General features: G+C 60.1%; 25 protein-coding genes and 1 tRNA gene. 18 read left to right on the forward strand and 8 right to left on the reverse strand.

The annotated features are described in order from the left end of the window. The first annotated feature begins 42 nt into the window (after window positions 1-42). The 4 genes from Q1A52_RS10460 (at window position 43) to Q1A52_RS10475 (ending at window position 4,693) form a co-directional block, all read left to right on the forward strand. Window positions 43-504, forward strand: coding sequence for an Lrp/AsnC ligand binding domain-containing protein (locus Q1A52_RS10460; RefSeq protein WP_195822577.1), 462 nt, complete (start codon window positions 43-45; stop codon window positions 502-504). A gap of 32 nt (window positions 505-536) precedes the next feature. Further along, the gene (locus Q1A52_RS10465; RefSeq protein WP_300014524.1) at window positions 537-1,091 is read left to right on the forward strand and encodes a tetratricopeptide repeat protein; all 555 of its coding nucleotides are present in this window, start codon (window positions 537-539) and stop codon (window positions 1,089-1,091) included. A gap of 373 nt (window positions 1,092-1,464) precedes the next feature. Further along, window positions 1,465-1,550, forward strand: a tRNA-Leu gene (locus tag Q1A52_RS10470). Window positions 1,551-2,086: 536 nt separating this feature from the next. After that, on the forward strand, window positions 2,087-4,693 hold the full coding sequence (locus Q1A52_RS10475) for a methyl-accepting chemotaxis protein (protein WP_300014527.1): 2,607 nt from the start codon (window positions 2,087-2,089) through the stop codon (window positions 4,691-4,693). Window positions 4,694-4,758: 65 nt separating this feature from the next. Here Q1A52_RS10475 and metG read toward each other — a convergent pair whose 3' ends face one another. The 4 genes from metG to Q1A52_RS10495 all read right to left on the reverse strand — a co-directional run bounded on the left by metG (window position 4,759) and on the right by Q1A52_RS10495 (window position 9,140). Further along, a complete protein-coding gene (gene metG, locus Q1A52_RS10480) occupies window positions 4,759-6,480 on the reverse strand; it encodes a methionine--tRNA ligase (protein WP_300014530.1) in 1,722 nt (573 codons plus the stop codon). Window positions 6,481-6,573: 93 nt separating this feature from the next. Next, window positions 6,574-7,803: an MFS transporter gene (locus tag Q1A52_RS10485; protein ID WP_300014976.1), complete on the reverse strand. Its 1,230-nt coding sequence runs from the start codon at window positions 7,801-7,803 to the stop codon at window positions 6,574-6,576. A gap of 65 nt (window positions 7,804-7,868) precedes the next feature. Further along, a complete protein-coding gene (locus Q1A52_RS10490) occupies window positions 7,869-8,465 on the reverse strand; it encodes a YceI family protein (protein ID WP_300014533.1) in 597 nt (198 codons plus the stop codon). 60 nt (window positions 8,466-8,525) lie between these two features. Next, the gene (locus tag Q1A52_RS10495; RefSeq protein WP_300014536.1) at window positions 8,526-9,140 is read right to left on the reverse strand and encodes a hypothetical protein; all 615 of its coding nucleotides are present in this window, start codon (window positions 9,138-9,140) and stop codon (window positions 8,526-8,528) included. A gap of 139 nt (window positions 9,141-9,279) precedes the next feature. On the opposite strand from Q1A52_RS10495, the gene Q1A52_RS10500 reads away from it, so the two are divergent. Then, window positions 9,280-10,323, forward strand: a complete 1,044-nt coding sequence (locus Q1A52_RS10500; protein ID WP_300014539.1) for an aldo/keto reductase — start codon at window positions 9,280-9,282, stop codon at window positions 10,321-10,323. On the opposite strand, the gene Q1A52_RS10505 is transcribed toward Q1A52_RS10500, so the two are convergent. Beyond that, window positions 10,274-11,272 (reverse strand): GlxA family transcriptional regulator, encoded by a 999-nt coding sequence (locus Q1A52_RS10505; RefSeq protein ID WP_300014541.1) that lies wholly within the window; start codon window positions 11,270-11,272, stop codon window positions 10,274-10,276. The two genes, Q1A52_RS10500 and Q1A52_RS10505, sit on opposite strands and share 50 nt — an antisense overlap. A 77-nt stretch (window positions 11,273-11,349) precedes the next feature. On the opposite strand from Q1A52_RS10505, the gene Q1A52_RS10510 reads away from it, so the two are divergent. From Q1A52_RS10510 to Q1A52_RS10525, 4 genes are all read left to right on the forward strand, one after another. Further along, window positions 11,350-12,264 (forward strand): 3-keto-5-aminohexanoate cleavage protein, encoded by a 915-nt coding sequence (locus Q1A52_RS10510; protein WP_300014544.1) that lies wholly within the window; start codon window positions 11,350-11,352, stop codon window positions 12,262-12,264. A 32-nt stretch (window positions 12,265-12,296) separates the two neighbouring features. After that, complete coding sequence (locus Q1A52_RS10515; RefSeq protein WP_300014547.1) at window positions 12,297-12,848, forward strand: lipocalin family protein; 552 nt, start codon at window positions 12,297-12,299, stop codon at window positions 12,846-12,848. Then, window positions 12,845-14,317, forward strand: a complete 1,473-nt coding sequence (locus tag Q1A52_RS10520) for a carnitine 3-dehydrogenase (protein ID WP_300014550.1) — start codon at window positions 12,845-12,847, stop codon at window positions 14,315-14,317. Before Q1A52_RS10515 ends, Q1A52_RS10520 begins: the two co-directional genes overlap by 4 nt. Window positions 14,318-14,411: 94 nt before the next feature. Then, on the forward strand, window positions 14,412-15,329 hold the full coding sequence (locus Q1A52_RS10525) for a DMT family transporter (RefSeq protein ID WP_300014553.1): 918 nt from the start codon (window positions 14,412-14,414) through the stop codon (window positions 15,327-15,329). 2 nt (window positions 15,330-15,331) lie between these two features. Here the strand turns inward: Q1A52_RS10525 and Q1A52_RS10530 are convergent, their stop codons facing one another. Beyond that, the gene (locus Q1A52_RS10530) at window positions 15,332-16,039 is read right to left on the reverse strand and encodes an NUDIX hydrolase (protein WP_300014556.1); all 708 of its coding nucleotides are present in this window, start codon (window positions 16,037-16,039) and stop codon (window positions 15,332-15,334) included. Between the two features lie 39 nt (window positions 16,040-16,078). Next, on the reverse strand, window positions 16,079-16,504 hold the full coding sequence (locus Q1A52_RS10535) for a DUF983 domain-containing protein (protein ID WP_299867926.1): 426 nt from the start codon (window positions 16,502-16,504) through the stop codon (window positions 16,079-16,081). A 195-nt stretch (window positions 16,505-16,699) separates the two neighbouring features. Between Q1A52_RS10535 and Q1A52_RS10540 the strand changes: the two genes are divergently transcribed. The 4 genes from Q1A52_RS10540 to Q1A52_RS10555 all read left to right on the forward strand — a co-directional run bounded on the left by Q1A52_RS10540 (window position 16,700) and on the right by Q1A52_RS10555 (window position 18,691). Next, the gene (locus Q1A52_RS10540; protein WP_300014559.1) at window positions 16,700-17,164 is read left to right on the forward strand and encodes an EF-hand domain-containing protein; all 465 of its coding nucleotides are present in this window, start codon (window positions 16,700-16,702) and stop codon (window positions 17,162-17,164) included. A gap of 71 nt (window positions 17,165-17,235) precedes the next feature. Then, entirely contained in the window at window positions 17,236-17,829 is a 594-nt protein-coding gene (locus tag Q1A52_RS10545) for an RNA polymerase sigma factor (RefSeq protein ID WP_300014562.1), read from the forward strand. Next, entirely contained in the window at window positions 17,813-18,184 is a 372-nt protein-coding gene (locus tag Q1A52_RS10550; RefSeq protein ID WP_300014565.1) for a hypothetical protein, read from the forward strand. The genes Q1A52_RS10545 and Q1A52_RS10550 overlap by 17 nt, the downstream gene beginning before the upstream one ends. A 3-nt stretch (window positions 18,185-18,187) precedes the next feature. Then, window positions 18,188-18,691, forward strand: a complete 504-nt coding sequence (locus Q1A52_RS10555) for a periplasmic heavy metal sensor (protein WP_300014568.1) — start codon at window positions 18,188-18,190, stop codon at window positions 18,689-18,691. 24 nt (window positions 18,692-18,715) lie between these two features. Here Q1A52_RS10555 and Q1A52_RS10560 read toward each other — a convergent pair whose 3' ends face one another. After that, window positions 18,716-20,119, reverse strand: a complete 1,404-nt coding sequence (locus tag Q1A52_RS10560; RefSeq protein WP_299776873.1) for a diguanylate cyclase — start codon at window positions 20,117-20,119, stop codon at window positions 18,716-18,718. Between the two features lie 99 nt (window positions 20,120-20,218). Here Q1A52_RS10560 and Q1A52_RS10565 point away from each other — a divergent pair, with 99 nt between their 5' ends. From Q1A52_RS10565 to Q1A52_RS10585, 5 genes are all read left to right on the forward strand, one after another. Then, entirely contained in the window at window positions 20,219-20,503 is a 285-nt protein-coding gene (locus Q1A52_RS10565) for a DUF3572 domain-containing protein (RefSeq protein ID WP_300014980.1), read from the forward strand. Beyond that, window positions 20,500-21,198: an HAD family hydrolase gene (locus Q1A52_RS10570; RefSeq protein ID WP_300014572.1), complete on the forward strand. Its 699-nt coding sequence runs from the start codon at window positions 20,500-20,502 to the stop codon at window positions 21,196-21,198. The genes Q1A52_RS10565 and Q1A52_RS10570 overlap by 4 nt, the downstream gene beginning before the upstream one ends. A 109-nt stretch (window positions 21,199-21,307) precedes the next feature. Continuing rightward, on the forward strand, window positions 21,308-22,870 hold the full coding sequence (locus Q1A52_RS10575) for a trimethylamine methyltransferase family protein (RefSeq protein ID WP_300014575.1): 1,563 nt from the start codon (window positions 21,308-21,310) through the stop codon (window positions 22,868-22,870). Between the two features lie 98 nt (window positions 22,871-22,968). After that, window positions 22,969-23,553 (forward strand): heme NO-binding domain-containing protein, encoded by a 585-nt coding sequence (locus tag Q1A52_RS10580; RefSeq protein WP_300014578.1) that lies wholly within the window; start codon window positions 22,969-22,971, stop codon window positions 23,551-23,553. Then, window positions 23,553-24,593, forward strand: coding sequence for a diguanylate cyclase (locus Q1A52_RS10585; RefSeq protein WP_300014581.1), 1,041 nt, complete (start codon window positions 23,553-23,555; stop codon window positions 24,591-24,593). The genes Q1A52_RS10580 and Q1A52_RS10585 overlap by 1 nt, the downstream gene beginning before the upstream one ends. Window positions 24,594-25,056 lie beyond the last annotated feature (463 nt).

Raw genomic sequence — 25,056 nt, forward strand, 5'->3', positions numbered from 1 at the left:
GAAGTGGTAAAAATTTCGACGGAAGATGAGAAAAGCGAGCAGATGAACCTCGACCGGTTTGATCGCGCGATTCTATCGGTGCTTGCAGAAGATGGGCGCATCAGCATCACCGATCTGGCCAAGCGGATCGGGCTGTCCAAATCGCCCACGCAGGCGCGGCTGCGGCGGCTGGAACAGACGGGCGTGATCATCGGATACCGGGCACTGCTGGATCCCATTCAACTGGGCCTCGATCACGTCGCTTTCGTCGAGGTGCGTTTGAGTGACACGCGGGAGGCCGCGCTGACGGCGTTCAACCTTGCGGTGGCAAAGGTGCCGGAGATCGAACAGGCCCATATGATCGCGGGCAATTTCGACTACCTGCTCAAGGTACGCACCCGCGACATGTCGCGCTATCGCCAGTTTCTGGGGGAGACGATTTCAGCCCTGCCGCATGTGGCGGGAACCTCCACCTATGTGGCCATGGAGGCGGTCAAGGAGACGATGCTGGCAGACACGGCTTGACCTGAGGGCCTGTCGCGGCGACGCTGAAGGGTATGAAACATTTGTGGATGATCATGGCCGTTCTGGCCGCGCCCGCCTTTGCGGCATGCCCGGCACCGCCCGATGTGGCCAACGAGCTCGAAGGGCTCTTTGAAGAGGCACGCACCGCGCCCAACGATCAGGCGGGACGCCTGGTGTCCAACCAGATGTGGCAGGTGTGGTTGCGCGCCCCGGACGCTGCGGCGCAAGAGGTTCTGGAGCGTGGAATGCGCAAGCGGGATGTTTACGATTTCGCTGGCGCGCTGAAGGATTTTGACCGGCTTGCGGAGTATTGCCCGCTCTATGCCGAAGGGTTCAACCAACGCGCCTACATCCACTTTCTGCGGGAAGACTATCGCTTGGCGCTGGTTGATCTGGACAAGGCGCTCAGCCTGCAACCGCGACATGTTGCGGCCCAATCGGGCAGGGCGCTGACACTCATGAGGCTCGACCGTATCGACGAAGCGCGTGAACAACTAAAGCAGGCGCTGGCGAACAACCCCTGGCTATCGGAGCGCTTCTTGATGTCGGAGGGTGGTCCGTTGGCACGGTCAGGAAAAGATATCTGATCCAGGTGTCCGTAAGGGGTGTGAGAAAGCGTGCAGCCTGAACCAGTCAATGGGAGGAAAAGCGCGTCACTCTGAGCGGTATGTTTCACCTTTGATCCGCGGAGCTCTTTGAAAGCAGGCTGGTTCGCACCTTCCGCGATCATTCAACGGTCAGTGTGCGCATTATTAGATAACTGTTCTGGCATAACCTGATGAGGTGAGTGCCTAATCTTTTCCTAACTTAAACTTGAAAACCCTGCTTCACGGGTGGGTTCTGTTAAAAAACGGCGTGCACAGAAACCAAAATTCCTGATGTGCCACTGCAATACGCATTGCTGTCATGGCTTTGTGGCCGTATTGAGTTTCCTAAGCTGGAATAAGTCTGGCGCGTCGTGCGGGCGTGATGGAATGGTAGACATATCAGACTTAAAATCTGAAGGGCGTACGCCCGTGTGGGTTCGAGTCCCACCGCCCGCACCAAGATCTCCTTTAACTTAAAATCTCGCTAAAATCTGGGATGGTTAGGGGGCTGCAGTTTTTTAACCTCGGCTTTCAGCAATCACTCAAAAACCGGTTGGGGCAATTTGTAACGGTTTCAAACATTGTTCTAAGGGCGTTCCGGAGGAAAGCTGGCGTATGCTCAAGGGCCTGCACGTCATTGACCGTTTGCAGGTAGAGCGCTCACTTTGAAAGTTTCAAGGTAGTACGACGCAGGTTGAGGCCTGCTGCGGGCATCACACCAGTCTCTCGTTGCCCTCAAGGACAGTGCTGGCGCCTTCTTTGCATGCAATGGTGAAGGAGTAGCGTAGGTTCAAGGATTTGTATTGGTTTGGAGGCATGGACAGCTTGATGAAGCCTGGCCCAAATGCGTCCCAGTGGTCCAAAAACCTACCGGCGGCGGTTGGTGTTAAGTGCTCCGTAAGAACTCAATTGTAGATAAGGCATTTGAAACCTGTCTGCCCATCCAAGAACAAAAGCGGACGGCACGGTAAGACCACGCACAAAGGGACCCGGCGATGTCAATTTTGAAACCCTCCACGCTGCAGACAAACCCACTCAACAGCCTCTTTATCAAATGTACCGTCATGGTTGTCGTATGTGTCGTCGCCGTTGTAGCCGCCGTCGCCCTGATGAGTAACAACATGAAAGAGGAGCTGACCTCCGAAGCGCTCAGTCAACGTGCGTCAGAAGTGACCGGGCTGCTGGCAATGCAGATGGGAGGCGCCATCAAGTTCGGGAACGCCAATGCGGTTGAGCAGATCGTGGATGGTGTCATCGCCTCCGCAAAACCTGATGCCACCGGCGCGCTTGTGGTCAGCGCTGCCGGTGCGGCGCTGTACAACAAAGGGATTGAGAGCTTCGATGCCGAGATGGCAACGGCATTGGCCCAACAGGCTTTGGATCAAGAGCAAATTGTTGTTTCCGAGGATGGTCTTTCGGTCGCCTATCCAGCGGTTTTCGGGGACGGTGACGCAATTTCCGGTGTTGTCGTAACGAGCTGGAGCGACGCGAGCCAATTGGCACGTCTTGAGGCGCTTCAGAAAAGAGCCCTGACGACGGGTCTGGTTGTCATGATCGTTGCAGTGACGTTGGCGGGTTACTTTCTCCGCAGCCAGATGTCGCAACCCCTTGTACGTCTCACCTCGGCGATGGGCGATGTGGAAAAGGCAAATTACGACATTGAAATTCCCTATACCAGCCGTGGGGACGAAGTCGGGCAAATGGCCCGCCGCCTTGACACCTTCCGCGGTGCCTTGAGTGTCGCCAAAGAGGCGGAGCGCGAAAGCGCTTTCAAGAGTGCGGCATTCGTCGGCTCGACTGCACCGATGATGATGGTCGATGAGCATCTGAAAGTGATCTTTCTCAATCCTACCTGTGAAGCGCTTTTGCAGGATATTGCGGCCGATTTGCAAAAAGGCTGGCCGGATTTGAAAACTGGAAGTGCCCTGGGGGCGAATTTGGTAAACTTCCAGCAGTTGCAAAGCCATGCACAGGAGATCGTTACCCGTGGCGTGGAGGCCTTGCCGCTATCGCACACCGCCAAAATCGGGGATGCTCTGATCGAGATTAATCTGAATGCCGCTTTGGATGAAGCAGGGGAGATGATCGGCGCCGTCATTGAGTGGGCGGACAACACGGAAGCGGCACGCAATTCCGCCCTATTGGAGACCATCGATCACAGCCAGTTGCGCATTGAATTCGACGCTGGCGGAGAGGTGATCGGAACGAATCCAAATATGGTTTCGCTGCTAGCAGTGCAGGAAGATGCCATCCATTCCAACACCTTCTCCGACGTGTTTGCTGGTTCGGCGGAAGGGGATATCAGCGCAGAAGAATTGAAGCGTCGCGCATTGAGCAGCGATTTGGGCGGTGATGCGGTCTTTGGGCGCTTTGAGGTCAATCGCGCGTCTGACGGTAAGACCATGATACTCGAAGGTAATTTTGCTTCAGTTCCGTCGCCTGACGGCAAGCTGGAGCGCGCGATCTTCCTCGGTACCGACGTAACACAAAGCGCTGAAGCCGTTCGTTTGGCTGATGAGGAGCGCGCGCGCGTTACAGAACAGCAGCAGACCGTGGTTCAGGCGCTTGGTGTTGGGTTGCAGAGCTTGTCTGAAGGCGATCTGACAAGTGAAATCGCGACGGCTTTCCCCGAAGATTACGAAAAGCTGCGCAGCAACTTCAATGCGGCGGTGCGGGCGTTGAAAGAGGCTGTCGGCGCCGTGATGCAAAACTCGGAATCCATCCGGAACGAGACGTCCGAGATCACGACAGCCGCGGATGACCTGTCGCGCCGCACCGAAAAGCAAGCGGCGACCTTGGAAGAAACGGCGGCGGCACTTGATGAATTGACCAGCTCCGTAAGGTCGGCCGCGGAGGGTGCCGATGAAGCATCGTCGATGTCCGCTGACGCACAAGCGAACGCCGAAAAAGGTGGTGAGATTGCGCGCAAGGCCGTTGAGGCAATGGATGGTATCAAAACCTCGTCACAAGAGATCTCGAAAATCACTTCGGTGATTGATGATATCGCCTTCCAAACAAACCTGTTGGCACTGAACGCAGGGGTGGAAGCTGCACGTGCAGGAGAGGCGGGCCGTGGGTTTGCGGTTGTTGCAACGGAAGTCCGTGCGCTGGCGCAACGGTCTTCGGATGCAGCGCGAGAGATTAACGCATTGATTTCCAGCTCCGGAGATCAGGTTGAGCAGGGGGTCGATCTGGTCGACAAGACCGGCAGCGCACTTGCTTCCATTGTCAGTTCAGTGTCGGAGATTTCCAAACGTGTTTCCACCATTGCTACCTCGTCGAGAGAGCAGTCTGCGGGGCTCAATGAAATCAATACTGCTGTGAACGAATTGGATCATGTGACGCAGCAGAATGCAGCCATGTTTGAAGAAACCACTGCCGCCAGCCATGCCCTTACGGCAGAGGCGGACGCACTGGCTGCAGCTGTGGCGCGCTTCAAGCTTGACTTTGCCCAAGTAGCGAAACCAACGGCTCCAGTTAAATCCAAGCCATCAAATACGGAACCGGCTGCTGCATCTGCTGGCGCAACACAAGGCAATGCCGCACTCAAAGTGGAATTGGAAGAAGAATTGGACCTGGACTCTGGGTGGGAAGAATTCTGATTTCACTCTCCAGGATCGGGCAAGCTGCGTTTGCCAATGCATACTTTTTTCTGAATGGCGGTTGTTCAATTTTCTCGAACGCCTGAAAATCGTGCCTTCCACTCATCGCATTGCTCATCGGTAACTTTTGCGAACAACACATCTGGCACTTCGAAGGCGTGTCCTTTCGCAAGCTGTGACAGGAACACTGATTGGTCCTTTGGCCAGATGGCTTCCTTGATCTTCAGGCTTCCCAGGATTTTTGTGCTGGCATCGGGCAGGAACGGCGCTGATAAAACTGCAAAAAGATGGGCGAGATTCAAGCCAAGGCGAGTTTGCATTGCTGCCGTATCCGGATCGGTTTTATAGGTTGTCCAGGGTGCGACGCTTTGCAGGTATTCGTTGCCGCAGACCCAGATGGCACGCAATTCCTGAGCAGATTTGCGTACTTCCATTGCGTCCATCTGCGTTGCATAACGCTCAATTCGGACGGAAAGATCGGCGATCAAGGCATCTTCGGCCGGACCATATGGGCTTCCGCCAGGAACGAATTCACCAAACTTGGACCGGCAGAACTTGGTAATCCGGCTGACGAAGTTGCCCAGAACATCCGCGAGGTCCTTGTTCACTGAGCCTTGAAAGTTCTCCCAGGTAAATTCGGAATCGCTGCTTTCGGGCGCATGGCTAAGCAACCACCACCGCCAATAATCGGCGGGTAGCAATTCCAGCGCCTGATCCATGAAAATACCGCGGCCTTGCGACGTGGAAAACTGACCACCATCGTAATTGAGGTAGTTAAAGGATTTCAGGTGGTCCACCATCTTCCATGGCTCGCCCGATCCGATCAGAGTCGCGGGAAAGCTCAACGTATGGAAGGGTACATTGTCCTTGCCCATGAACTGCGTGTAGCGAACATCGTCCGCTCCTTTGTCGGTGCGCCACCACCTGTGCCAATCGGTGTCATCCAACTCATGCGTTTCTGCCCATTCACCTGCACAGGCAATGTACTCTATCGGCGCATCAAACCAGACATAGAAAACCTTGCCCTCCATCCCCGGCCAATCCTCAGTGCCCTTGCGAACCGGGATACCCCAGTCCAGGTCACGTGTGATCCCCCGGTCGCGCAACCCGTCACCATCATGCAGCCATTTCTTTGCGATGGAGGTGGTCAGAACAGGCCAGTCGGTTTTGGATTCGATCCAGGCATCGAGCTCATCCTTCAGCGCCGATTGACGAAGATAAAGATGCTTGGTTTCGCGCACTTCCAGATCGGTCGAGCCGGAAATCGCGGATCGTGCGTCAATCAGGTCGGTCGGGTCGAGCTGCTTGGTGCAGTTTTCACATTGATCGCCGCGCGCCTTATCATATCCGCAATTCGGGCAGGTGCCTTCGATATAGCGATCGGGTAAAAACCGGGCATCGGCATGAGAATAAACCTGCTTCTCGCTGACTTCGCTGATCAGACCAGCCTCGGCCAGCCGACCGGCAAAGTGTTGGGTCAACGCATGGTTCTGCCGGCTTGACGAGCGCCCGAAGTGATCAAAGGACAGCCGAAATCCGCGGGCAATTTCAGCCTGAACCGCGTGCATTTCGGCACAGTACTCCGCGACAGGCTTTCCCGCCTTGGCTGCGGCAAGCTCCGCCGGGGTGCCGTGCTCATCCGTGGCGCAGAGAAAGAGCACTTCGTTGCCGCGCGCGCGCTGGTAGCGTGCAAAGAGGTCGGCCGGCAGTTGGCTGCCGACCAGATTTCCCAGGTGCTTGATCCCGTTGATGTACGGGATTGCGGATGTGATAAGATGGCGCGCCATGGGGGAAGCCTCGTGAATTCTGACCTGTCCGCCTCATCTAACGCAGGTTTTGCGTAAGGGCCACGGCGAATTCACGTCGCACATACCCCAATCTCAGTCGTCTGGCCGGGTCCGGGCACGTCGGATGAGGCGCCCAATTGTGAAGGATGTGCGTGGCGCGTAGGTGTACCGTGTGCGGTCAGATGGCGCGGGACGCGCGCGCATGCGGGTCAGACCAAAGACCACCAGTAGCACGTGACCGACGGCAATCATCACGAAGAGAGCTTTGGGACCAAACCCGTCAATCAGCATGGAGGCCACATAAGGTGCTGCGATTGCGCCCAGGGCAAAATAGAACATCAAGGCCGCTGAAAGCTCGACGCGTTCATCGTCGCCGGCGAAATCATGTGCATGTGCTGCGGCGACTGAATAGATCGGGAAGGTGGTCAACCCGAAGAGCCCGGCCGTCAGCATAATCCCCAGCGTACCAAGATCGGAAGCAAGAATGGTGATGGCCGAACTGGCAACGGCAGAAATGGACAGCCAGATCAGCACCCGCCGCCGGTCAAATTTATCCGCAAGCCAACCAATGGGCAGCTGACCCAAGGCACCCCCCAAAACAAAGGCCGTCAGAAAATAGGCGATCTGATCGTTGCTCAGGCCGACTTCCTGCCCATAGACAGGACCCACCATGCGGAAGGACGCGCTGGACAGGGCGGCGACCAGAACGGCGGCGGCCGCGAGAGGGGAGCGTTCGTGTGCCAGACGCGGGCGCAGCCGGGGCGATGCGGGCGTTTCGGGTTGGCGGACGGTGGTCAGGGTCAGCGGCAGCAGCGCGGCACAGCACACAATGGCAAGCAGGTTGTAGGAGACGTAGCTCGCGGGTTCCAAAACGCCGATGATCATCTGTGCGGCCATTGACCCGGTCATATCAACCACCCGATAAACACCCATGGTGCGTCCGCGCGTCTCATTGGTGACCTTGGCCTGCAACCAGGCTTCGATGACGGTGTAGCATCCGGCCACGCACATGCCCGAGGCCACCCGCATCAGCGCCCATGCGTAGGGATCGATCACCAGCATGTGGCTCATTAATCCGATGGCCCCTGCGGCGGTGAAGGCAGCGAAGGCGCGCGAATGGCCGACGCTGCCCATGAGGCGCGGCGCCCACCAGCACCCTATGAAAAACCCGAGGAAATGCGCGGACCCCAGCAGGCCGATGTCCTGTTTGGTAAACCCCAGTGCCAGGCCGGACAGCGCGTCGAGTGGGCCAACACCGCCAGATGAAAGTTGCAGGAGCAGGACCGAGAGGAAGAGGGCGGCAAAGGAGATGAGCAGGCGCATAGTGATCAAAGCCATAGCAGCCTGGGCGCGGCGCCCTATCGGTTATTCGACAAAGCGCGTCGTTTTCAGCCGCTGCGCCGGATTTCTGCGCTGATGTCGAGATTGACCGGATCGTCGACCAGTTTTGGATAGCCGGTTGCGCCAAAAGCGGCGCGGCTCAGCATCCCGGTCAGCCGGATGTTCAGGACGGATAGATCATCCGGCGCGGTGCCGGCAGGTCGCGTCAGGCCGGCGGCTAATTGCAACGGGCGGGTCACGCCCCGCAATGTCAGCTCCCCGTCGATCCTTGCCCCATCCGAGATGCGCCCGGCACGGCCAAGCGTGATCCTGGTGGATTTATACCGCACAATCGGGTGGTTTTCAGCGTCCAGAACTGACGGGCTGAGCAGCGCCTGCGTCACAAAGAGCATCCCGGCTCTGGCATTGCGGATATCGGCGGTGACATCGGCGCTGGACCGGGCGAGGTTGCGCGTATCCACACGGATGTCGGCAGAGCGGATGGGCACGGTGCCGGTCTGGCTGGCACCGCTGACTGCGAAAATGAAGGCGACACGAGAGCGTTCCCGCACCAATTCGTAGCGTTGCGAGGCCGCCAACCCGACCGTTGCCCAACTGGCCAGACCAGCGGTGATCAGCAGGCGTCGTGAAAGCTGCAGCGACATGTGAGCGCCTCCTTGAAGCTCTTCATTTAGATAGCTTTTTCCTTACGCTTGCTAGTCTTTTCACGCTGTCTTGATCTGTGGGGGCGCTTTTCGTGTCGGGCGGTGAACGTCCCATGTTTTTTGGGGCGCGGTCCGCGCCCGCATGCGGGTCAGCCTCCATCCCTCGGGACCCCTGGTGTGGGCAGGGGAGAGGTGCCAGCGGGTCTCCACTCCCGCAGCGCCTCCTATGCCGGGCGTCAGCAACAGACCCAGCGGCGCGCAGTGTCCCGTACCGGCCCCGGTCTCGGCGGCCAGATGCATGCGCCGCACCTGCGTCAACCCCGGCAGGCCGGGCAGATCCGCGACCGTCAGCGCCACGACCCCGGCGCGCAACACTTCTTCCATGGTCCAAAGCACATCATCCGGGCGGCGCGGCTGGATGAAGGTGAGCCGCGCAGGGTCGATCCAGTCGGCCACACCGGCGCAATGCAATTGTTCCTGCGCCCAGGACGGAGCGATCCAGATCACCGGCCCTTCGGTCTGTGCAGCGACCCACAGGGCCAGGGTGCGCCGGGCCAGGCCGCAGGCTTCATGCACCCGCGCCTGCGCCAGATGAAAGTCGGGCGCGGGGAAAAGCGGCACCGCCGATGCCTTGCGTGCGGGCCGTCGGCTTAAAAGGGGGTGCGGGGCAGACATGGCGCAACTTTATTTAGTTCCTCTTTTGTTCTCAATCGTTTTCTGCGATTTTTAAGGAAGTTTTCGCAGGTAAATCAGCTTGCAGCCACGGCGTTGCCGGGTAGTGTGTCGCGCGACAGGCGACAAAGAGGATCCCGCGATGAAAATGAACAGGCTCGGGCGTACGAAAATCGAGGTTTCCGAGTTTTGCCTGGGGTCCATGACCTGGGGCACACAGAACAGCGCGGAAGAAGCGCACGACCAGATCGACCGGGCGCTCGATGCGGGCATCAATTTCATCGACACGGCGGAAATGTACCCCGTGAACCCGGTCAGCGCCGAGACCATCGGCCGGACAGAGCGCATCATTGGCCTGTGGTTCGAACGCGACATGCGCCGCGAGGACGTGATCCTTGCCACCAAGCATTCCGGCGAAGGGCTGGCCGCGGTGCGCGAAGGGGCGCCCATTTCATCAGAGACAATTCCCGAAGCCATCGAGGGGTCGTTGCGGCGCCTCAAGACGGATTACATCGATCTTTATCAGTTTCACTGGCCCAATCGCGGCAGCTACATGTTCCGCAAGAATTGGTCTTATGACCCAACCAGCCAGCTGATGCTGGACACGCAGGAACATATGGTGGATGCGCTGGGCGCGCTGCAGGAAGAGGTCAAGCGCGGCACCATCCGTGCCTTTGGGCTCAGCAATGAAAGCGCCTGGGGCACCACCAAATGGCTGGAGGCCGCCGAAGAGATGGGCGGGCCGCGCGTGGCGTCAGTGCAGAATGAATACTCGCTGCTTTGCCGTCTTTATGACACTGACATGGCCGAGATGAGCGTGCAGGAAGACGTCCCGCTTTTGGCTTTCTCACCGCTGGCTGCGGGGTTGTTGACGGGCAAATACCAAAACGGTGCGGTGCCGGACAAATCGCGCATGTCACTGAACGGCGATCTCGGCGGGCGCAAGAGCGCTCGGGCCTTTGACGCCGTGGATGCCTATCTCGATATCGCACAGCGTCATGGTCTCGATCCGGCCCAGATGGCACTGGCGTGGTGCAAAAACCGGCCTTTCATGGGGTCGATCATCTTTGGCTCCACCACGATGGCACAGCTGGAAACCTGTCTTGGCGCCATTGATCTGACGCTGAGCGATGAAGTCATGAAAGAGATCGACGCGGCACATCGCCAGCATCCAATGCCCTATTGATCCCGCCCATCGACCTCCTTCGCTGTCGCGCGGATGTCTCAAAATGATGCCGGTAAGCGCGCGCAAAGCTCGATTGCGATCCAAACCCCGTGCGCAGGGCCACATCCTGCAGGGGCAGGGCCGTCTGCGTCACCAATCTGTCCGCTTCCGCCAGACGCAGCCCTAGGTAGTGCGCCTGTGGTGTCCGGTCCAGACGCGTGCGAAACTGCAATTGCAGAGCCCGAAGGCTCACCCCCAATTCCTGCGCAATGGCGGCAATCGCAAGCGGGTCTTCCAGATGCGCCTGCATGATATCATGCGCGCGCGCAGTCACCGGCGAGTGGCGCATCCCAAGCTGCTGCCGTCCTTGCGGCCGCGCTGGTGTCGAACTGACGTCATAGATAAAGCTGCCCGCGACGCGGTCGGCCAGTGCGGCACCGTTCTGCACCGCGATCAGGTGCAGCATCATTTCAATGGCGGGTGCGGCACCGCCGCTGGTCATCCGCGGGCCACTCTCCACGAAACGGGCGTCGAGGGTGATCACATCCGGAAACTGCTGGGTGAACTCCGGAAGGTCTTCCCAATGGGTTGTGGCTTTGTATCCGTCCAGCAGACCGGCGCGGGCCATGACCCAGGGCCCACCGTCAATGCCCGCCACGATGCGGGCGGTTGCCGCGAGGCGGCGCAGGCTGGCACATAAGGCAGGCGTGGCTTTAGTGTCCGGATCGAAGCCTGCCACGACGATCAGCAGATCGCAGGGTGGCGCCCGGTTCAGAGCGGCTGCAGGAACAACCAACCCGCTGGTCAGGGTCACATCGCGGTCCGTCGGCGTGGCAAACTGCCAGTCAAAAACCGGGCGACCCGCATGCCGGTTCGCCGCCCGCATCGGGTCCACCGCGGCGGCGAAGGTCAAGGTGTTGGTCTCCTCCAGCACCAGCACGGTTGTCCGCATGAGATGTGCAGATTTCATCAATTTGACTTCGTATTACGGCAAGTATCGCGGTTGGTTCTCGGCCATGCTGGCCGCGAAGACAAGGGAGATTCCGGATGCCGCTGACCATGAACAACGAGGTTTTCATCACCTGTGCCGTGACAGGCTCCGGGGGCACACAGGATCGCAGCCCGCATGTGCCGCGGTCGCCCAAAGAGATCGCCACCAGCGCGATTGCGGCCGCCAAGGCCGGGGCGGCGGTGGTACACTGTCACGTACGCGACCCGGAAACCGGCGCGCCAAGCCGGAAACTTGAGTACTACCGCGAGGTTACAGACCGCATTCGCGACGCCGACGTGGATGTTGTGCTGAACCTGACGGCGGGGATGGGGGGCGACATGGTGTTTGGTGACACCGAAAACCCGCTGCCGCTGAAGCAGGAGGGGACCGATATGATCGGCGCTGCGGCGCGTGTGGCGCATGTGGCTGAGTGCCTGCCGGAGATATGCACGCTCGATTGTGGCACGATGAATTTCGCCGAAGCCGATTATGTGATGACCAACACGCCGGGTATGTTGACTGCGATGGGCCGCATGATGACGGAATTGGGCGTGAAGCCGGAAATCGAGGCTTTTGACACCGGTCATCTGTGGTACGCAAAACAGCTGGTGGCGGATGGCGTGCTGGACGCACCCGCACTGGTGCAGCTCTGCATGGGGGTGCCCTGGGGTGCGCCCAATGATCTCAATACCTTTATGGCGATGGTGAACAATGTGCCTCAGGATTGGACCTTTTCAGCCTTTTCGCTGGGGCGTAACCAGATGGCCTATGTGGCGGCAGCCGTTCTTGCCGGGGGGCATGTGCGTGTGGGGTTGGAGGATAATCTCTGGCTCGACAAGGGCGTGCTGGCTGAAAACTGGCAGTTGGTCGAACGCGCGGGTACGATCATCGAGAACATGGGTGCGCGGGTCATTGGCGCCGCCGAGGTGCGGGAGAAGCTGGGGCTGGTCAAACGGGCGCCATGTTCATGAAAAATACCCCCGTTTCGAAGCAATTTTTCGCATTGGCTTCGCGTCTTTTCAGTGACGTAAGCCAGGGGGTGCGGTTGGGGATGCTTTGCGCAGGCGCGGCTCTGATTACCGCCTGCGCACCGCCACCAGACCCGGGATTTCGCGATCAATCCGTGCCGATCACGGCCACAACCCGATTCACGCCGCAGAATTTCGACGGCGTCTGGTACGTTGCCGCAGCCTATGCCACAGATTTCTTCCCGGCCTGCCTCGATCAGCGCTGGCAGGCCACGACGGCATCAGCGCCACCTCGGCTTGCGGTGTTCTGCGGTGCTGGCGCTGCGGCCCTTAATGTGCCCTTGGCGGTGAACCCGCGTGGGGTCTTGCAGGCGCAAAGTGCTGATTTGGACGTATCCGCACGCGCCCTTTGGGTGATGTGGATGGATGAGGACGCACAAACAGCAGTGATCGGCACACCCTCGGGTGAAATGGGGTGGATTCTCAACAGATCGCGCGGGCTGCGTGCCGACAGATTTGCTGCGGCGCGCGAGATCATGGCGTTCAACGGCTACGACGTCAGTCGGTTGCAGGAGGGGATCAAATGACAACAGCGGCAATCATAGGAGGGGGCGTGATCGGCGGTGGCTGGGCCGCGCGCTTTTTATTGAACGGTTGGGACGTGCAGGTCTACGATCCGGACGCCGAGGCGCAGCGCAAGATCGGCGCGGTGTTGGGCAACGCCCGGCGGTCGCTGCCCGGGCTGCTGGACGTGGCGCTGCCTGACGAAGGCGCGCTGTCCTTTCACGACACGATCGAAAGTGCCGTAGCGGGCGCAGAGTGGATACAGGAAAGCGTGCCGGAACGGCTCGAGGTCAAGCATCGGACCTTTGCCGCGATACAGGCGGCCTGCGATCCGGGCGCTGTGATCGGTTCGTCGACCTCCGGGTTCAAGCCGTCAGAGTTGCAGGCGGATGCGCGGCAGCCTGAGCAAATTATGGTCTGCCACCCGTTCAATCCCGTTTATTTGTTGCCCCTGGTCGAGGTCGTGACCACCGACGCCACCGATCCGGGCCTGCTGGAGGCGGCCAAGAGCACGCTGACCGGACTTGGCATGCATCCGCTGCATCTGAAAAAGGAAATCGACGCTCATGTGGCGGACCGCTTTCTGGAGGCGGTCTGGCGCGAGGCGCTGTGGCTGGTCAAGGACGGCATCGCCACCACGGAGGAGATCGACGACGCGATCCGCTATGGCTTTGGCATCCGCTGGGCGCAGATGGGGCTTTTCGAGACCTACCGCGTGGCCGGGGGCGAGGCGGGCATGAAACACTTCATGGCGCAATTCGGTCCTGCGCTGAAATGGCCATGGACCAAGCTGATGGAGGTGCCGGAGTTCACCGATGAATTGGTCGATCTGATCGCGGGTCAGTCGGATGCGCAATCGGGGCAGCATTCGATCCGCGACCTGGAACGGATCCGGGACAACAATCTGGTGGCGATGATGCGGGCGCTGAAGGCACAGGACTGGGGCGCGGGAGCACTACTGCAGGTGCAGGAACGCCAGCTGCGGCAGGGTACCGCGCTGGGACAGCGCGCCGCGGATGTCGATGATCCGGCGGCGCCGGTTTTGACGATCCGTCGGGCGGTGCCGCTCGACTGGACCGACTACAACGGCCACATGAACGAGGCGAAATACCTGCAGGCTTTCGGGGATGCCACCGACCGGTTCATGGAGCTGATCGGCTGTGACGCGGCCTACATTGCCGCGGGTGGCAGCTATTTCACCGCAGAGGCACATATCCGGCACCTTGACGAGGTGCATGCGGGCGCTGTGATCGAGGTCCATACGCGTGTGCTGGCGGGCGGCGGCAAGAAGATGCACCTGTGGCACGAGATGGTGGAGGGGGATCGTTTGCTGGCCACGGGGGAGCACTTCCTACTGCACGTGAGCCTTCAGACGCGTCGTCCGGCCGAGCCCAGTGTGGAGATTGACGCGGCCCTGCGCCGCTTTGCCGAGGCACAACAGCACCTGCCGCGCCCCGAGGGGGCAGGCCGCGCAGTGGGGGCACCGCGATAGGCGTCTTTTCGGCGTCGGACCGCAGGCATGGGATCGCATGGCACCACCTCGGTAAGCCGCTGGTTCTCCCCTGCTTTATGCGGCAAGAGGAGGCATGAGTTTTGCCTACCCTCACCTCTGGATTCTCGTGGCCTTTGCCGCCGCCGCATTTCAGACCCTGCGCTTCATGCTGCAAAAGATGCTCGTCACCGCGACACTCTCCCCGACCGGCGCGACCTTCGCGCGGTTTTTCTATTCCGCCCCCCTGGTGTCGCTGCTGCTGGTTTTCTACCTACAGGGCACCGGGGAGATGCTGCCCTCCTTGAGTAGTCGGTTCTGGGCCTATGTATTGGCCGGTGGTCTGGCGCAGGTCGTCGCAACGATCTGCGTGGTCAGCCTCTTCAAACTGCGCAATTTTGCTGTTGGCGTGACGCTGATGAAAACCGAAGTCATCCTGTCCGTTGTGGTGGGGCTGGTCTTGTTGTGCGAAGGCGTGAGCTGGGCGGCGTTCGGGGCGATTGGCCTTGGGCTGGTTGGTGTTCTTATGTTGTCTACGCCGCCGGGCGTAACGGGCTGGGGCGGTCGCGCTGTCTGGAACCGTGGGATCGGGTTGGGCCTTGCCTCGGGCGTGCTCTTTGCCGTCTCTGCGGTGTGCTATCGTGGCGCGTCACTGGAGATCGCATCGATGGACCCGGTGCTGCGCGCGGGCGTGACATTGGCGGCGGTGACCGGGGCGCAGATGATCGGCATGGCGATATGGCTTGTCTGCCGGGATGCGTCGCAGATCGGCGCTGTCTGGCGCGCGCGCCGCGTCGCGGGATGGCTGGGGATGCTGTCGATGGCAGGGTCGTTCTGCTGGTTTCTGGCCTTCACACTGCAGACCGCCGCCTATGTCAAGGCCGTGGGGCAGGTGGAATTGGTGATGAGCCTGCTCGCGTCGGTCTTCTTTTTCAAGGAGCGCTCGAGCCTGCGGGAGCTGGGCGGTATGGCGGTGCTGTGCCTGTCGATCCTGATGCTGGTTCTGTTTCTCTAGCGTCAACCGGACATCGGCACGCCCCGCAGCCGCAGAAACAGGCTTTCTTCGTCATTGTTCTTGAAGAAAGGGATGCTGGCGGGCGGGGCTTTGTCCGTCGCACGGGCCTGGATCTCGGAGAGGACGACTTCGGTGATGAACGGCATGTCGAAGGCGCGTGCATCGCGCAAGCTGACCCATTGCAGATGTGAGAGCTCGTCGCTGGCGGCGGAAAAATCATCGGGATCGTTCGCGATGTCTTCCGCATCCACGAGAAAGAAACGTGCGTCAAAGCGGCGAGGCCGTCCCGGAGGCGTGAGTGCACGAAAAACGAATTGCAACCCCGCGGCCGAGGGGAGATACCCTCTCGCCGCAAAGCCTTGCCAGTCATCGGGTACATCGTCGGGCCAGGCGCCGGATGCGCCCAGCACAAGGCCCGTTTCTTCCCAAAGTTCACGAATCGCGGCGACCGCCAAGGCGTGCGGGGTCGCGGCGCGGGCATCTTCGGCCAAACGGGTGGCGCAGAGCGCAGGCAGTGCGCCCGCCAGCGGGACCTTTGCGTCGCCCGCATCCACCGCACCGCCGGGAAAGACGAATTTGTTTGGCATGAAGGCGGCCCGCGCCCCCCGTTGGCCCATCAGGATTTTCGGATGCGTTTCACGATCCCGCAGCACGATGACCGTCGCCGCATGTCTTATGGCAGATTTATCCGGTGTGCGTGTCTCTGGCATGCGCTGCCCCCTTGGGTTCCGGGGGCTCACCGCGTGTAGCTAGAGCGATTTGCCAAACCCACCCATGCCGCGCGCCCATTGGTAGCCGACAATGGCCCCCTTCAGTCGTGGCAAAAGGTAAAGCGACAGGCCGACACAGCCAACCGCAAAAATGGTAAATAGCGTCATTGGTTCCGGCCGCCATTTTACAAAGACCAGATGCAGCAACGGCGCCATCAGGTGGCCGACAAAAAGGATCGTCAAATATGCGGGCCCATCGTCGGCGCGGTGATGGTGCAACTCCTCGCGGCACACCGAACAGCTGTCGTTGACCTTGAGATAGGATTTCAGCAAGGGACCGCTGCCGCAATTCGGGCATTTACGGCTCCATCCACGCAGCATGGCACGCTTGGTGTCGCGCTCTTCCTGATGCACCTCGGCACTGCTTGCGGACAGGCTGGAGGGGGCTTGCGAGATGTCTGACATGAACCGGATCCTTTCACATCCGTTCCTAATGCGCCTTTAACGCGGCAAATAAAAGACACGGCGTTGTCGCTGCGGCGGGATGTCGCGAAGACCTGCCGAAAAATTTTGCGACGGGAATGGCGCCCGCCTCCGTAAAAAGACTGTCCAACCCCGCAAAGAGGGTCGCAGACGGACATAACCTTTTGGAGTATCGAGATGAAAAATACAGTATTTATCGGCCTGATCGCCGCCACTGCCATCGCTGTTGCAGGTGGGGCTGCCTATGCCCGCGGCGGGCACCATGGCGCACCGATCGATTTTGAGACGCTGGACAGCAACAGCGACGGTCAGATCACCAAGGAAGAGATGCAGGCGCGCGGTGCGGCCCGCATGGCAAGCGCCGACACCGATGGCGATGGTTTCCTGACCCAGGAAGAGCTTGAGGCGGCGGGGGCAGAACGTGCCCGTGCCTTTGCCAGCCGAATGATCGAACGGCTGGATACGAATGCGGACGGCAAACTTTCCGCTGAAGAGATGCAGAAGCCGGACCGTGCAGAGCGGGCAGAGCGCCGGTTCGACCGGGTCGATACGGATGGTAACGGCACCATTTCAGAGGCAGAATTCGATGCGGCGCGGGCCAATATGAAAGGGCATCGCAAGGGACGCGCGCCCGCCGAGTAACGTCTCAGATCAAGGCAATAGGCTGCGGCGTGACTTGATTGCACGTCCGCAGCCACTTATCGATGCTCGGAATGGATATGCCGCCGGACGACCCAGCTTTTGCGACGGATGATGCGCTTTTGGTGCTCTATGCCAACGGCGATCCCACGGCGGCCCGCACGTTGACGGCGCGGCTCCTGCCGCGTGTCTTTGGGCATGCCCTGCGCCTGCTTGGTGACGGGGCCGAAGCGGAGGACGTGGCACAGGAGGCGATGGTGCGGTTGTGGCGGATTGCCCCGGACTGGCGGCAGGGTGAAGCGCAGGTGACAACGTGGCTCTACCGCGTCACGGCCAACCTCTGCACGGACCGGTTGCGTAAGCGCCGCGGTGTCGGCCTCGACGAGATCGCCGAACCGGAGGATCCGACCCCCGGCGCGGTGGAGCAGATACAGAATAGGGCGCGCCACGATGCGCTTCAGGAGGCGCTTGATCAATTGCCGGCGCGGCAGCGGCAGGCGGTGGTGCTGCGCCACATCGAGGGGCTATCGAACCCCGAGATTGCGCAGGTTATGGAGATCGGCCCGCGCGCTGTGGAAAGTCTGACGGCGCGGGGTAAACGTGCGTTGACCGATCTATTGGCCGGGCGGCGCGCAGAATTGGGATATGAAGATGAAAAAGCAGGATAATGACGCTGAAGCCGAGGCGCTGGACGCCTTGTTTGACGATGCCCGAGCGCATCCGCCGGAGGTGACAGAGGCACTGATGGCACGGGTGCTGGCGGATGCGGATGTCCTGCAACCAACTCACGGTCGACACGATGTGGTGCGCCCGGGGCTGCGGGCATGGGTTGCTGACCTCCTCGGGGGCTGGCAGGGCATGGGAGGGCTGGTGGCGGCTGCCACGGCAGGCGTGTGGATCGGGTGGAGCCCGCCCGAGACCTTGCCCGATGCAGGCGCATTGATTCTGGGATACGAGAGTGCGGAGGTCATGAGTACGACCGCGGAACTGACCAGCTTCGGCTGGGATCTGGACGGAGACTGAGCCATGCAGGACACCCCCCCGAAACGACCGCGGATATCGCGCCGGATCAAGGTGATCCTTGGGCTGTCCCTGGCGCTGAACCTTGCTGTTGTGGGGCTGATCGCCGGCACGGCGTTGCGGCACGGTGATGAAAAGCGGGGTGGGCCGCGTTCTGCGGGGTTCGGGGCGTATGGATTGCCTTACATGATTGCCTTGCCGCGAGAGGAGCGCCGGTCCGTGATCCAGGCGGTCCGTGCAGGCAAGAAGGGCGATCTGCCGGACCGTGCGGCGCGGCGCGCGCTCTATCTCGAAACGCTGGCAGTGTTGCGCGCCTCTCCCTTTGATGCACAGGCCTTGTCCGATGTTGTGACCAGTCAGGCGCAAACCGCGATCAGGGTGCAGCAAGTGGCGCAAGACGCGTGGCTGGAAGTCGTCGCGAATATGAGCGATGCAGAGCGCGCGGCCTATGCCGAAGAGATCGAAGAGGTTCTGCGGCGCGGCCCGAAGTCGCGAAAACGACATCAATAAGACGGCATAAAGTATTGAAATTGCTCAGGCTGCGGGCCGATTGAGGTTGACCTGATTGCGGCCCTGCAGCTTGGCCGCATAGAGCGCCTTGTCCGCTGCGTCGAGCAGCATGTTGGCGTCCTGCTGCTCTTTGGCTTCATGTTTGGCCCGCATGCCGCCGATGGTGACGCCGATGGAGACGGTGACCTTGATCGGTTCGTCCGCGCCGGGCACGGTGAACCCACGCCCGCCGATCTTGCGGCACAGTCGGCTTGCTGCGGCGCGCGCCTCTGACAGCGGGGTGGCGGGCATCACGATCAGGAACTCTTCACCGCCGATCCGGGCGATCAGATCGACGCCGCGCAGATTGTCGCGCAGCCGCCGTGCCGTTTCCACCAGCACCGCATCGCCCGAAGCATGGCCGTAAAGGTCGTTGATCCGTTTGAAATGATCCAGATCAGCCACCATCACGGCAAAGCTGCGTCCCGTTGCAGCAGAATGTTCGGCCACGCGGGCCAGATGCGGCATCGCATAACGCCGATTGTGCAGCCCGGTCAGCGGGTCGGACACAGCCGCCTGCAGGCCGGTGCGCACGGTGGCGCGCAGCTGATCGGCAATCCGCTTGCGGCGCAGCATCGCCTTGACCCTCAGGGTCAGCTCGGCCACGTCGAAGCCGTCGGTCATCAAATCGTCGGCCCCCAGATCGAGCGCATAGGCCCCCAATCCTGGATCGGGACGTGACTGCAGCACCAGGATCCCTGAATGGCGGGTGATTGCCGTAGCGCGGATTGCAGCCAGCAGGCGCAGGACATCGCTGGTATTGTTGTCGTCCTCCGCCAGGGTCAGGATGAAGACGTCAGGCACCTTGCCCGGTGAGAGATCCCGCAAGGCGGTCTCGGGCGTGCTGAAATCCAGGCTGGTGCGCAGATGCGGGCGGAGCAGGGTCATCCAGTTGTGGGCCGTAGCGGCGTCCGACCCCACCAGCACGGCGCGGCCCGGAGGCCCGAATTCCATCGATTCCTCAGCAAAGCCCAGGGCGCGCGAGGTGTCATCACGCATCTGCCATTCCGCCGCCGAGTTATGGGCACGGATCAGGCTGCGCACGCGCGCCAGCAGCAGCGTGTCGTCGATGGGTTTCAGCATCACGTCCTGCACGCCTGCTTCAAGCGCTTTGAGCCGCGTGTCCGCATCGGGGCGGCATCCGACCACCATCATCGGGATCGCACGGGTTTGGGGGCTCCGCTTCAACCTGTTGCAAAGCTCTGCCGCGTCGCAATCGGGCAGGGCCATTGCGGAAATGATCAGATCAGGATCGTGTCGCAATGCTGCAACGCAGGCCTCATCGGCCGTTGCAGCCTGAATCACCTCATAGAAGGCAGAGGCGAGTTTGACCTTTAAAACAATGCGATTTGTCGAGATCGCATCCACGATGAGAATTTTGCCCTGCACGCGCTCTGCGTCCTTTCGAGGGTTAATTTCCGATGATCGACATTGCGCTCAATTTGGTTAACAAAGGGTTTCGAATTGGGTGCAATCTGCGGGCAAACCATCATGTACACGCGGGAATCCGCCGAAGTCTTCGGCATCAGGCTGTTGGGCTGGCTGGCGGGGAATGAAGAGCTTCTGCCGGTGTTTCTGGGCGCAACAGGGGCTGTGGAATCCGATCTGCGGGCCGGGGCCACGGACCCGGTGTTTCTGGGGTCGGTCATGGATTTCGTAATGATGGATGACACTTGGGTGGTTCAGGCCTGCGATACGCTCGGTGTAGGTTATGACAGCGTGATGCGCGCCCGACAGGTGCTTCCAGGCGGCGAGGAGGTCAACTGGACATGACTGCGGTGCGTGGTGCGCTTTTCGACAAAGACGGGACACTCTTTGATTTCGCCGCCACATGGGAGGCGTGGGCCGCCGCGTTCCTTGAGGGTGTGACGCCTAACGCCGATGTTGCGGTGGACCTGGGCGCGATCATCGGATTTGACTACGCGCAACGACGATTTCAGCCCGACAGCGTCGTGATTGCAGGCACACCTGGGGAGGTGGCGGAAACCCTGTTGCCGCATATGCAGGGGCATTCAATGACCAGCCTGCTGGATTTCCTGAACGCGGAGGCCGAGCGGGCGCCCCAGGTGGAGGCGGTGCCGCTGGTCCCCTTCCTCAGCGGTTTACGGCAAAATGGCCTGCGACTGGGCGTGGCGACCAACGATGCCGAAGCGCCCGCCCGGACACATCTGGCGCGCGCAGGGGTCACCGAGCTTTTTGATTTCATTGTTGGCTTTGACAGCGGCCATGGCGGCAAACCCGCGCCGGGGCAGCTTCTGGCCTTTGCCGAGGCTGTCGATTTGCCGGTGGAGCAGATTGTCATGGTCGGCGACAGCACCCATGATCTGCAGGCCGGACGGGCCGCTGGTATGCGCTGTGTCGGCGTTTTGACCGGGCTTGCCGGGCGCGATGTCCTGGCGCCCTACGCGGATGCGGTTTTTGATGATATCTCCGCGCTTCCCGACTGGATTGCAGCACAAGGCACGTGAAACCAGCCACCATGCCCGCATAAAAACGACTGAATCCGTCGCGAACAAGACGGCTGCCCGCCAGCGCCTCTGCCCTTTATGAAGACAGAGGTGCGAGGAGGGCAACCGCATGGCCATGTCAACAACCAAACGCAGAACACGCGGCGGCGGGCGCGCAGGTGCCGCGACACGCCGCGGAAGCGCCGTGATCGAGCAGATGCCGTGGAACCCGCCGGTCAACACGGACGCACCGACCGAGCCGCTCTCGCCCGAAGGGGTCGCGGCCATTCACGATGGTGCCATGCGCATTCTCGAAGAGATCGGCGTCGAGTTTCTGAACCGCGAAGCCTTGGACATTCTGCGCAAGGCAGGGTGCACCATCAACGGTGAGAATGTCCGCATGGGCAGGGACTTCGTTATGGAGTGGATCGCCAAGGCGCCGTCGGAATTCATCCTGACCCCGCGCAATCTGGATCGCAGGATCACCGTTGGCGGGCGCAACCTGCTCTTTGGCAACGTCTCATCGCCGCCCAACTATTGGGATATGGAGCGGGGCACCAAGGTGCCTGGCACGCGTGAGATGTGTCGGAACCTGCTGAAGCTGACCCAGTATTTCAACTGCATCCACTTTGCAGGCGGCTATCCGGTGGAGCCTGTGGATCTACACGCATCGATCCGTCATCTGGACGTTCTCTATGACAAACTGACGCTCACGGACAAGGTGATGCACGCCTATTCGCTGGGTAAAGAGCGCGTCGAAGATGTGATGGAAATGGTGCGTATCGCGGGTGGGCTGTCACATGAAGAATTTGACGCAAGCCCAAGAATGTACACGAATATTAACTCAACATCACCGCTCAAACATGATATCCCGATGCTGGACGGCTGGATGCGTATGGCCCGGCGTGGACAGGGGTTGGTGGTCACGCCGTTCACCCTGGCAGGTGCCATGGCGCCCGTCACCATGGCTGGCGCGGTGGCTCAATCCCTGGCCGAAGCCCTTTGTGCGGTGGTGCTCGCGCAAATCATCAAACCGGGCTGCCCCGTGGCCATCGGGACCTTTACCTCGAATGTGGATATGAAATCGGGCGCTCCCGCCTTTGGCACCCCGGAATACATGCGCGCGACACAAATGACCGGGCAGCTGTGCCGGTTTTACGGCCTGCCGATGCGGTCAAGCGGTGTCTGTGCGGCCAATGTGCCGGACGGGCAGGCGATGTGGGAGACCTCCAACAGCCTTTGGGCCGCCGTGCAGTCGGGAACGAACATGGTCTACCACGCGGCAGGCTGGCTTGAGGGTGGGCTGATCGCAAGCCCGGAGAAATTCATCATGGATTGCGAAATCCTGCAGCAGATTCAACGCTATATGGATCCGATAATCACTGCGACCGGCCCCGATGAGATTGCGCTGGATGCCATCAAATCCGTTGGCAACGCAGGGCATTTTTTCGGTATCCAGCATACGCAGGACCGGTATACGACCGCCTTCTATCAACCTTTCCTGAGTGACTGGAAAAACTACGAAGGCTGGGAGGTGGCCGGTGCCGTCTGGACCCCGGAGCGCGCGCATCTGATGTTCAAGGAGATCATCGGCAGTTTCGAGGCCCCACCCATGGAGGACGCCATCCGCGAAGAGTTGGCTGACTTCGTTGACCGTCGCAAAGCTGAAGGGGGCGCTCCGACGGACTTCTAGCATGCAGTTGGCCTGAAATTATCTGTACAATTGGCGATGTTGGCTCTTTGTTAACCGCTAGGCTTCATTGTCCGGCCTGTTACGGAAATGAGGCAATCATGCATGGGCTTGTGAACAGAGCTATTCAACGGTTTGTCGTTGACAGCTATGGCAGTGCACAATGGGCTGCCGTTGCGCGCAATGCGGATCTCGGGTTCGTCGAGTTCGAGGCGATGTGGACTTATGAAGACTGCCTGACACCCCGTGTCCTGGCGGCCGTCTGTGATGTGCTTGACCGCCCCTACGACGAGTTGATGGAAGACATCGGCACCTACCTGGTCTCGCATCCCAACCTGGAAGCCCTGCGCAGGCTGCTGCGTTTTGGCGGTGTCAATTTTCTGGATTTCCTGCATTCGCTGGATGATTTGCCCGACCGCGCCCGACTGGCCGTGGCCGATCTTGTTTTGCCGCGGATTGAGCTGCGGGAACATAATCCGCATCAGTTCAGCTTGAACTGTGAAGGCGACATTCCCGGCTGTGGGCATCTTTTTACCGGGGTGCTGCGGGCGATGGCGGATGACTATGGCGCGCTCGTATTTCTGGAGCATCAGGGGGTTAAGGATGGCGTCGAGACCGTCGCGATCGCTCTTCTCGAGACGGATTTTGCGGAAGGTCGTGGGTTCGAATTGGGGGTAAGTGTCTGATGAGCGGCGCCACCCTGTGTTACAAAATGCTGAACGTGATGTGCCCGATGCATGTCATCCTCAACCGCAATGGCGATATCGGGTTCGCAGGACCGACAGCGCAGAAATTGCTGCCGGATCAAAGCCTTGTGGGTCGTTCCTTTCTCGATGTGTTCGAGATCAAAAGACCCAGGGAAATCAAGTCAATAAGCGCGCTGCGCGAGAAGGCGGGCATGAAACTGCACATGCAGTTTCGCGATCCTCCGCACCGTGAACTCAAGGGCGTTTTGATGGAGGGTCCCGAAGTCGGGCAGATGATTGTCAACCTTTCCTTTGGCATTTCGGTCGTGGACGCCGTGCAGGAATACAAGCTTACGGCGGCGGATTTTGCCCCGACTGATCTGACGATCGAGATGCTCTACCTCGTAGAGGCAAAGTCGGCGGCAATGGAGGCATCGCGGCAGTTGAACCGCCGACTGCAGGGCGCACGCATTGCCGCAGAGGAGCAGGCCCTGACCGATACGCTGACCGGACTGAAGAACCGGCGTGCCATGGATCAGGTTCTTGCGGACCTGATTGCCGAGGGAGAATGTTTTGCCCTGATGCACATGGACCTAGACTACTTCAAGGCGGTCAATGACACGATGGGCCATGCGGCTGGTGATCATGTGCTGCAACAGGTCTCCACGATTATGTTGAACGAAGTGCGCAGCCGCGACACGGTTGCCCGCGTGGGGGGGGATGAGTTTGTTTTGCTGCTGCGCGATGTGGAAGATCCCGCAATCATTGATCAGATCGCAAACCGCATCATTAAAAAGTTGAGCGAGCCCATCTATTTCGAAGGCGCGCGCTGTGAGGTTTCCGGCAGCGCCGGCACAACCCTGTCGAGCAACTATCCGGTTTTGACAGCGGATAACCTGCTGGGGGATGCCGATGTTGCGCTCTACGAGTCGAAGTACCGTGGGCGCGGGCGGCATACATTCTTTTCTGAAGATCTACGCGAGAAAGAGCGGGATCCCGCATTGGCGTCATCCCGTACGCCGATCGTAAAACATGCTTGAGACACCAACCTCCTGCGTGAACAGTCAAGGCGGGGAAGCCGGGAACAGGGTTCATTTAAGCCACGTTTAGGCGCTCACCAAAAAAATGTCGGAGTTCTTTTTGAAAGTGACCCTGGTGTCGACGGGTCTTTTCGAGACACACCTTGGGCAAAGTCGATGTAAGTGACCTTTCTCGCGTCGAAAGATTGGCTTTTTGCCGCCTTTCAATGGATGTCACGCGCAGAAACTGGACGTACGCGCAGCAGTTTATAGAGTATCAAGAGCATCTTGCCGCATCCTACGAGAGGATTCACCTGACAATCATGCATGTCCCGCCCCGGGTGTTTTGCCACAAGGGTCGCCGTCCAAGTCAGTGATTATGGTTCTTGATCTGCGCAGTGCTAAAATTGAAGATCATTTTCGGTGTGCTCCGACCGCGAGCATTAAAGGTGATCCATGCTCGGATGCTTACTTCGATGTCCTC

The sequence above is a fragment of the uncultured Roseobacter sp. genome, assembly GCF_947488185.1.
Lineage (GTDB): Bacteria > Pseudomonadota > Alphaproteobacteria > Rhodobacterales > Rhodobacteraceae > Roseobacter.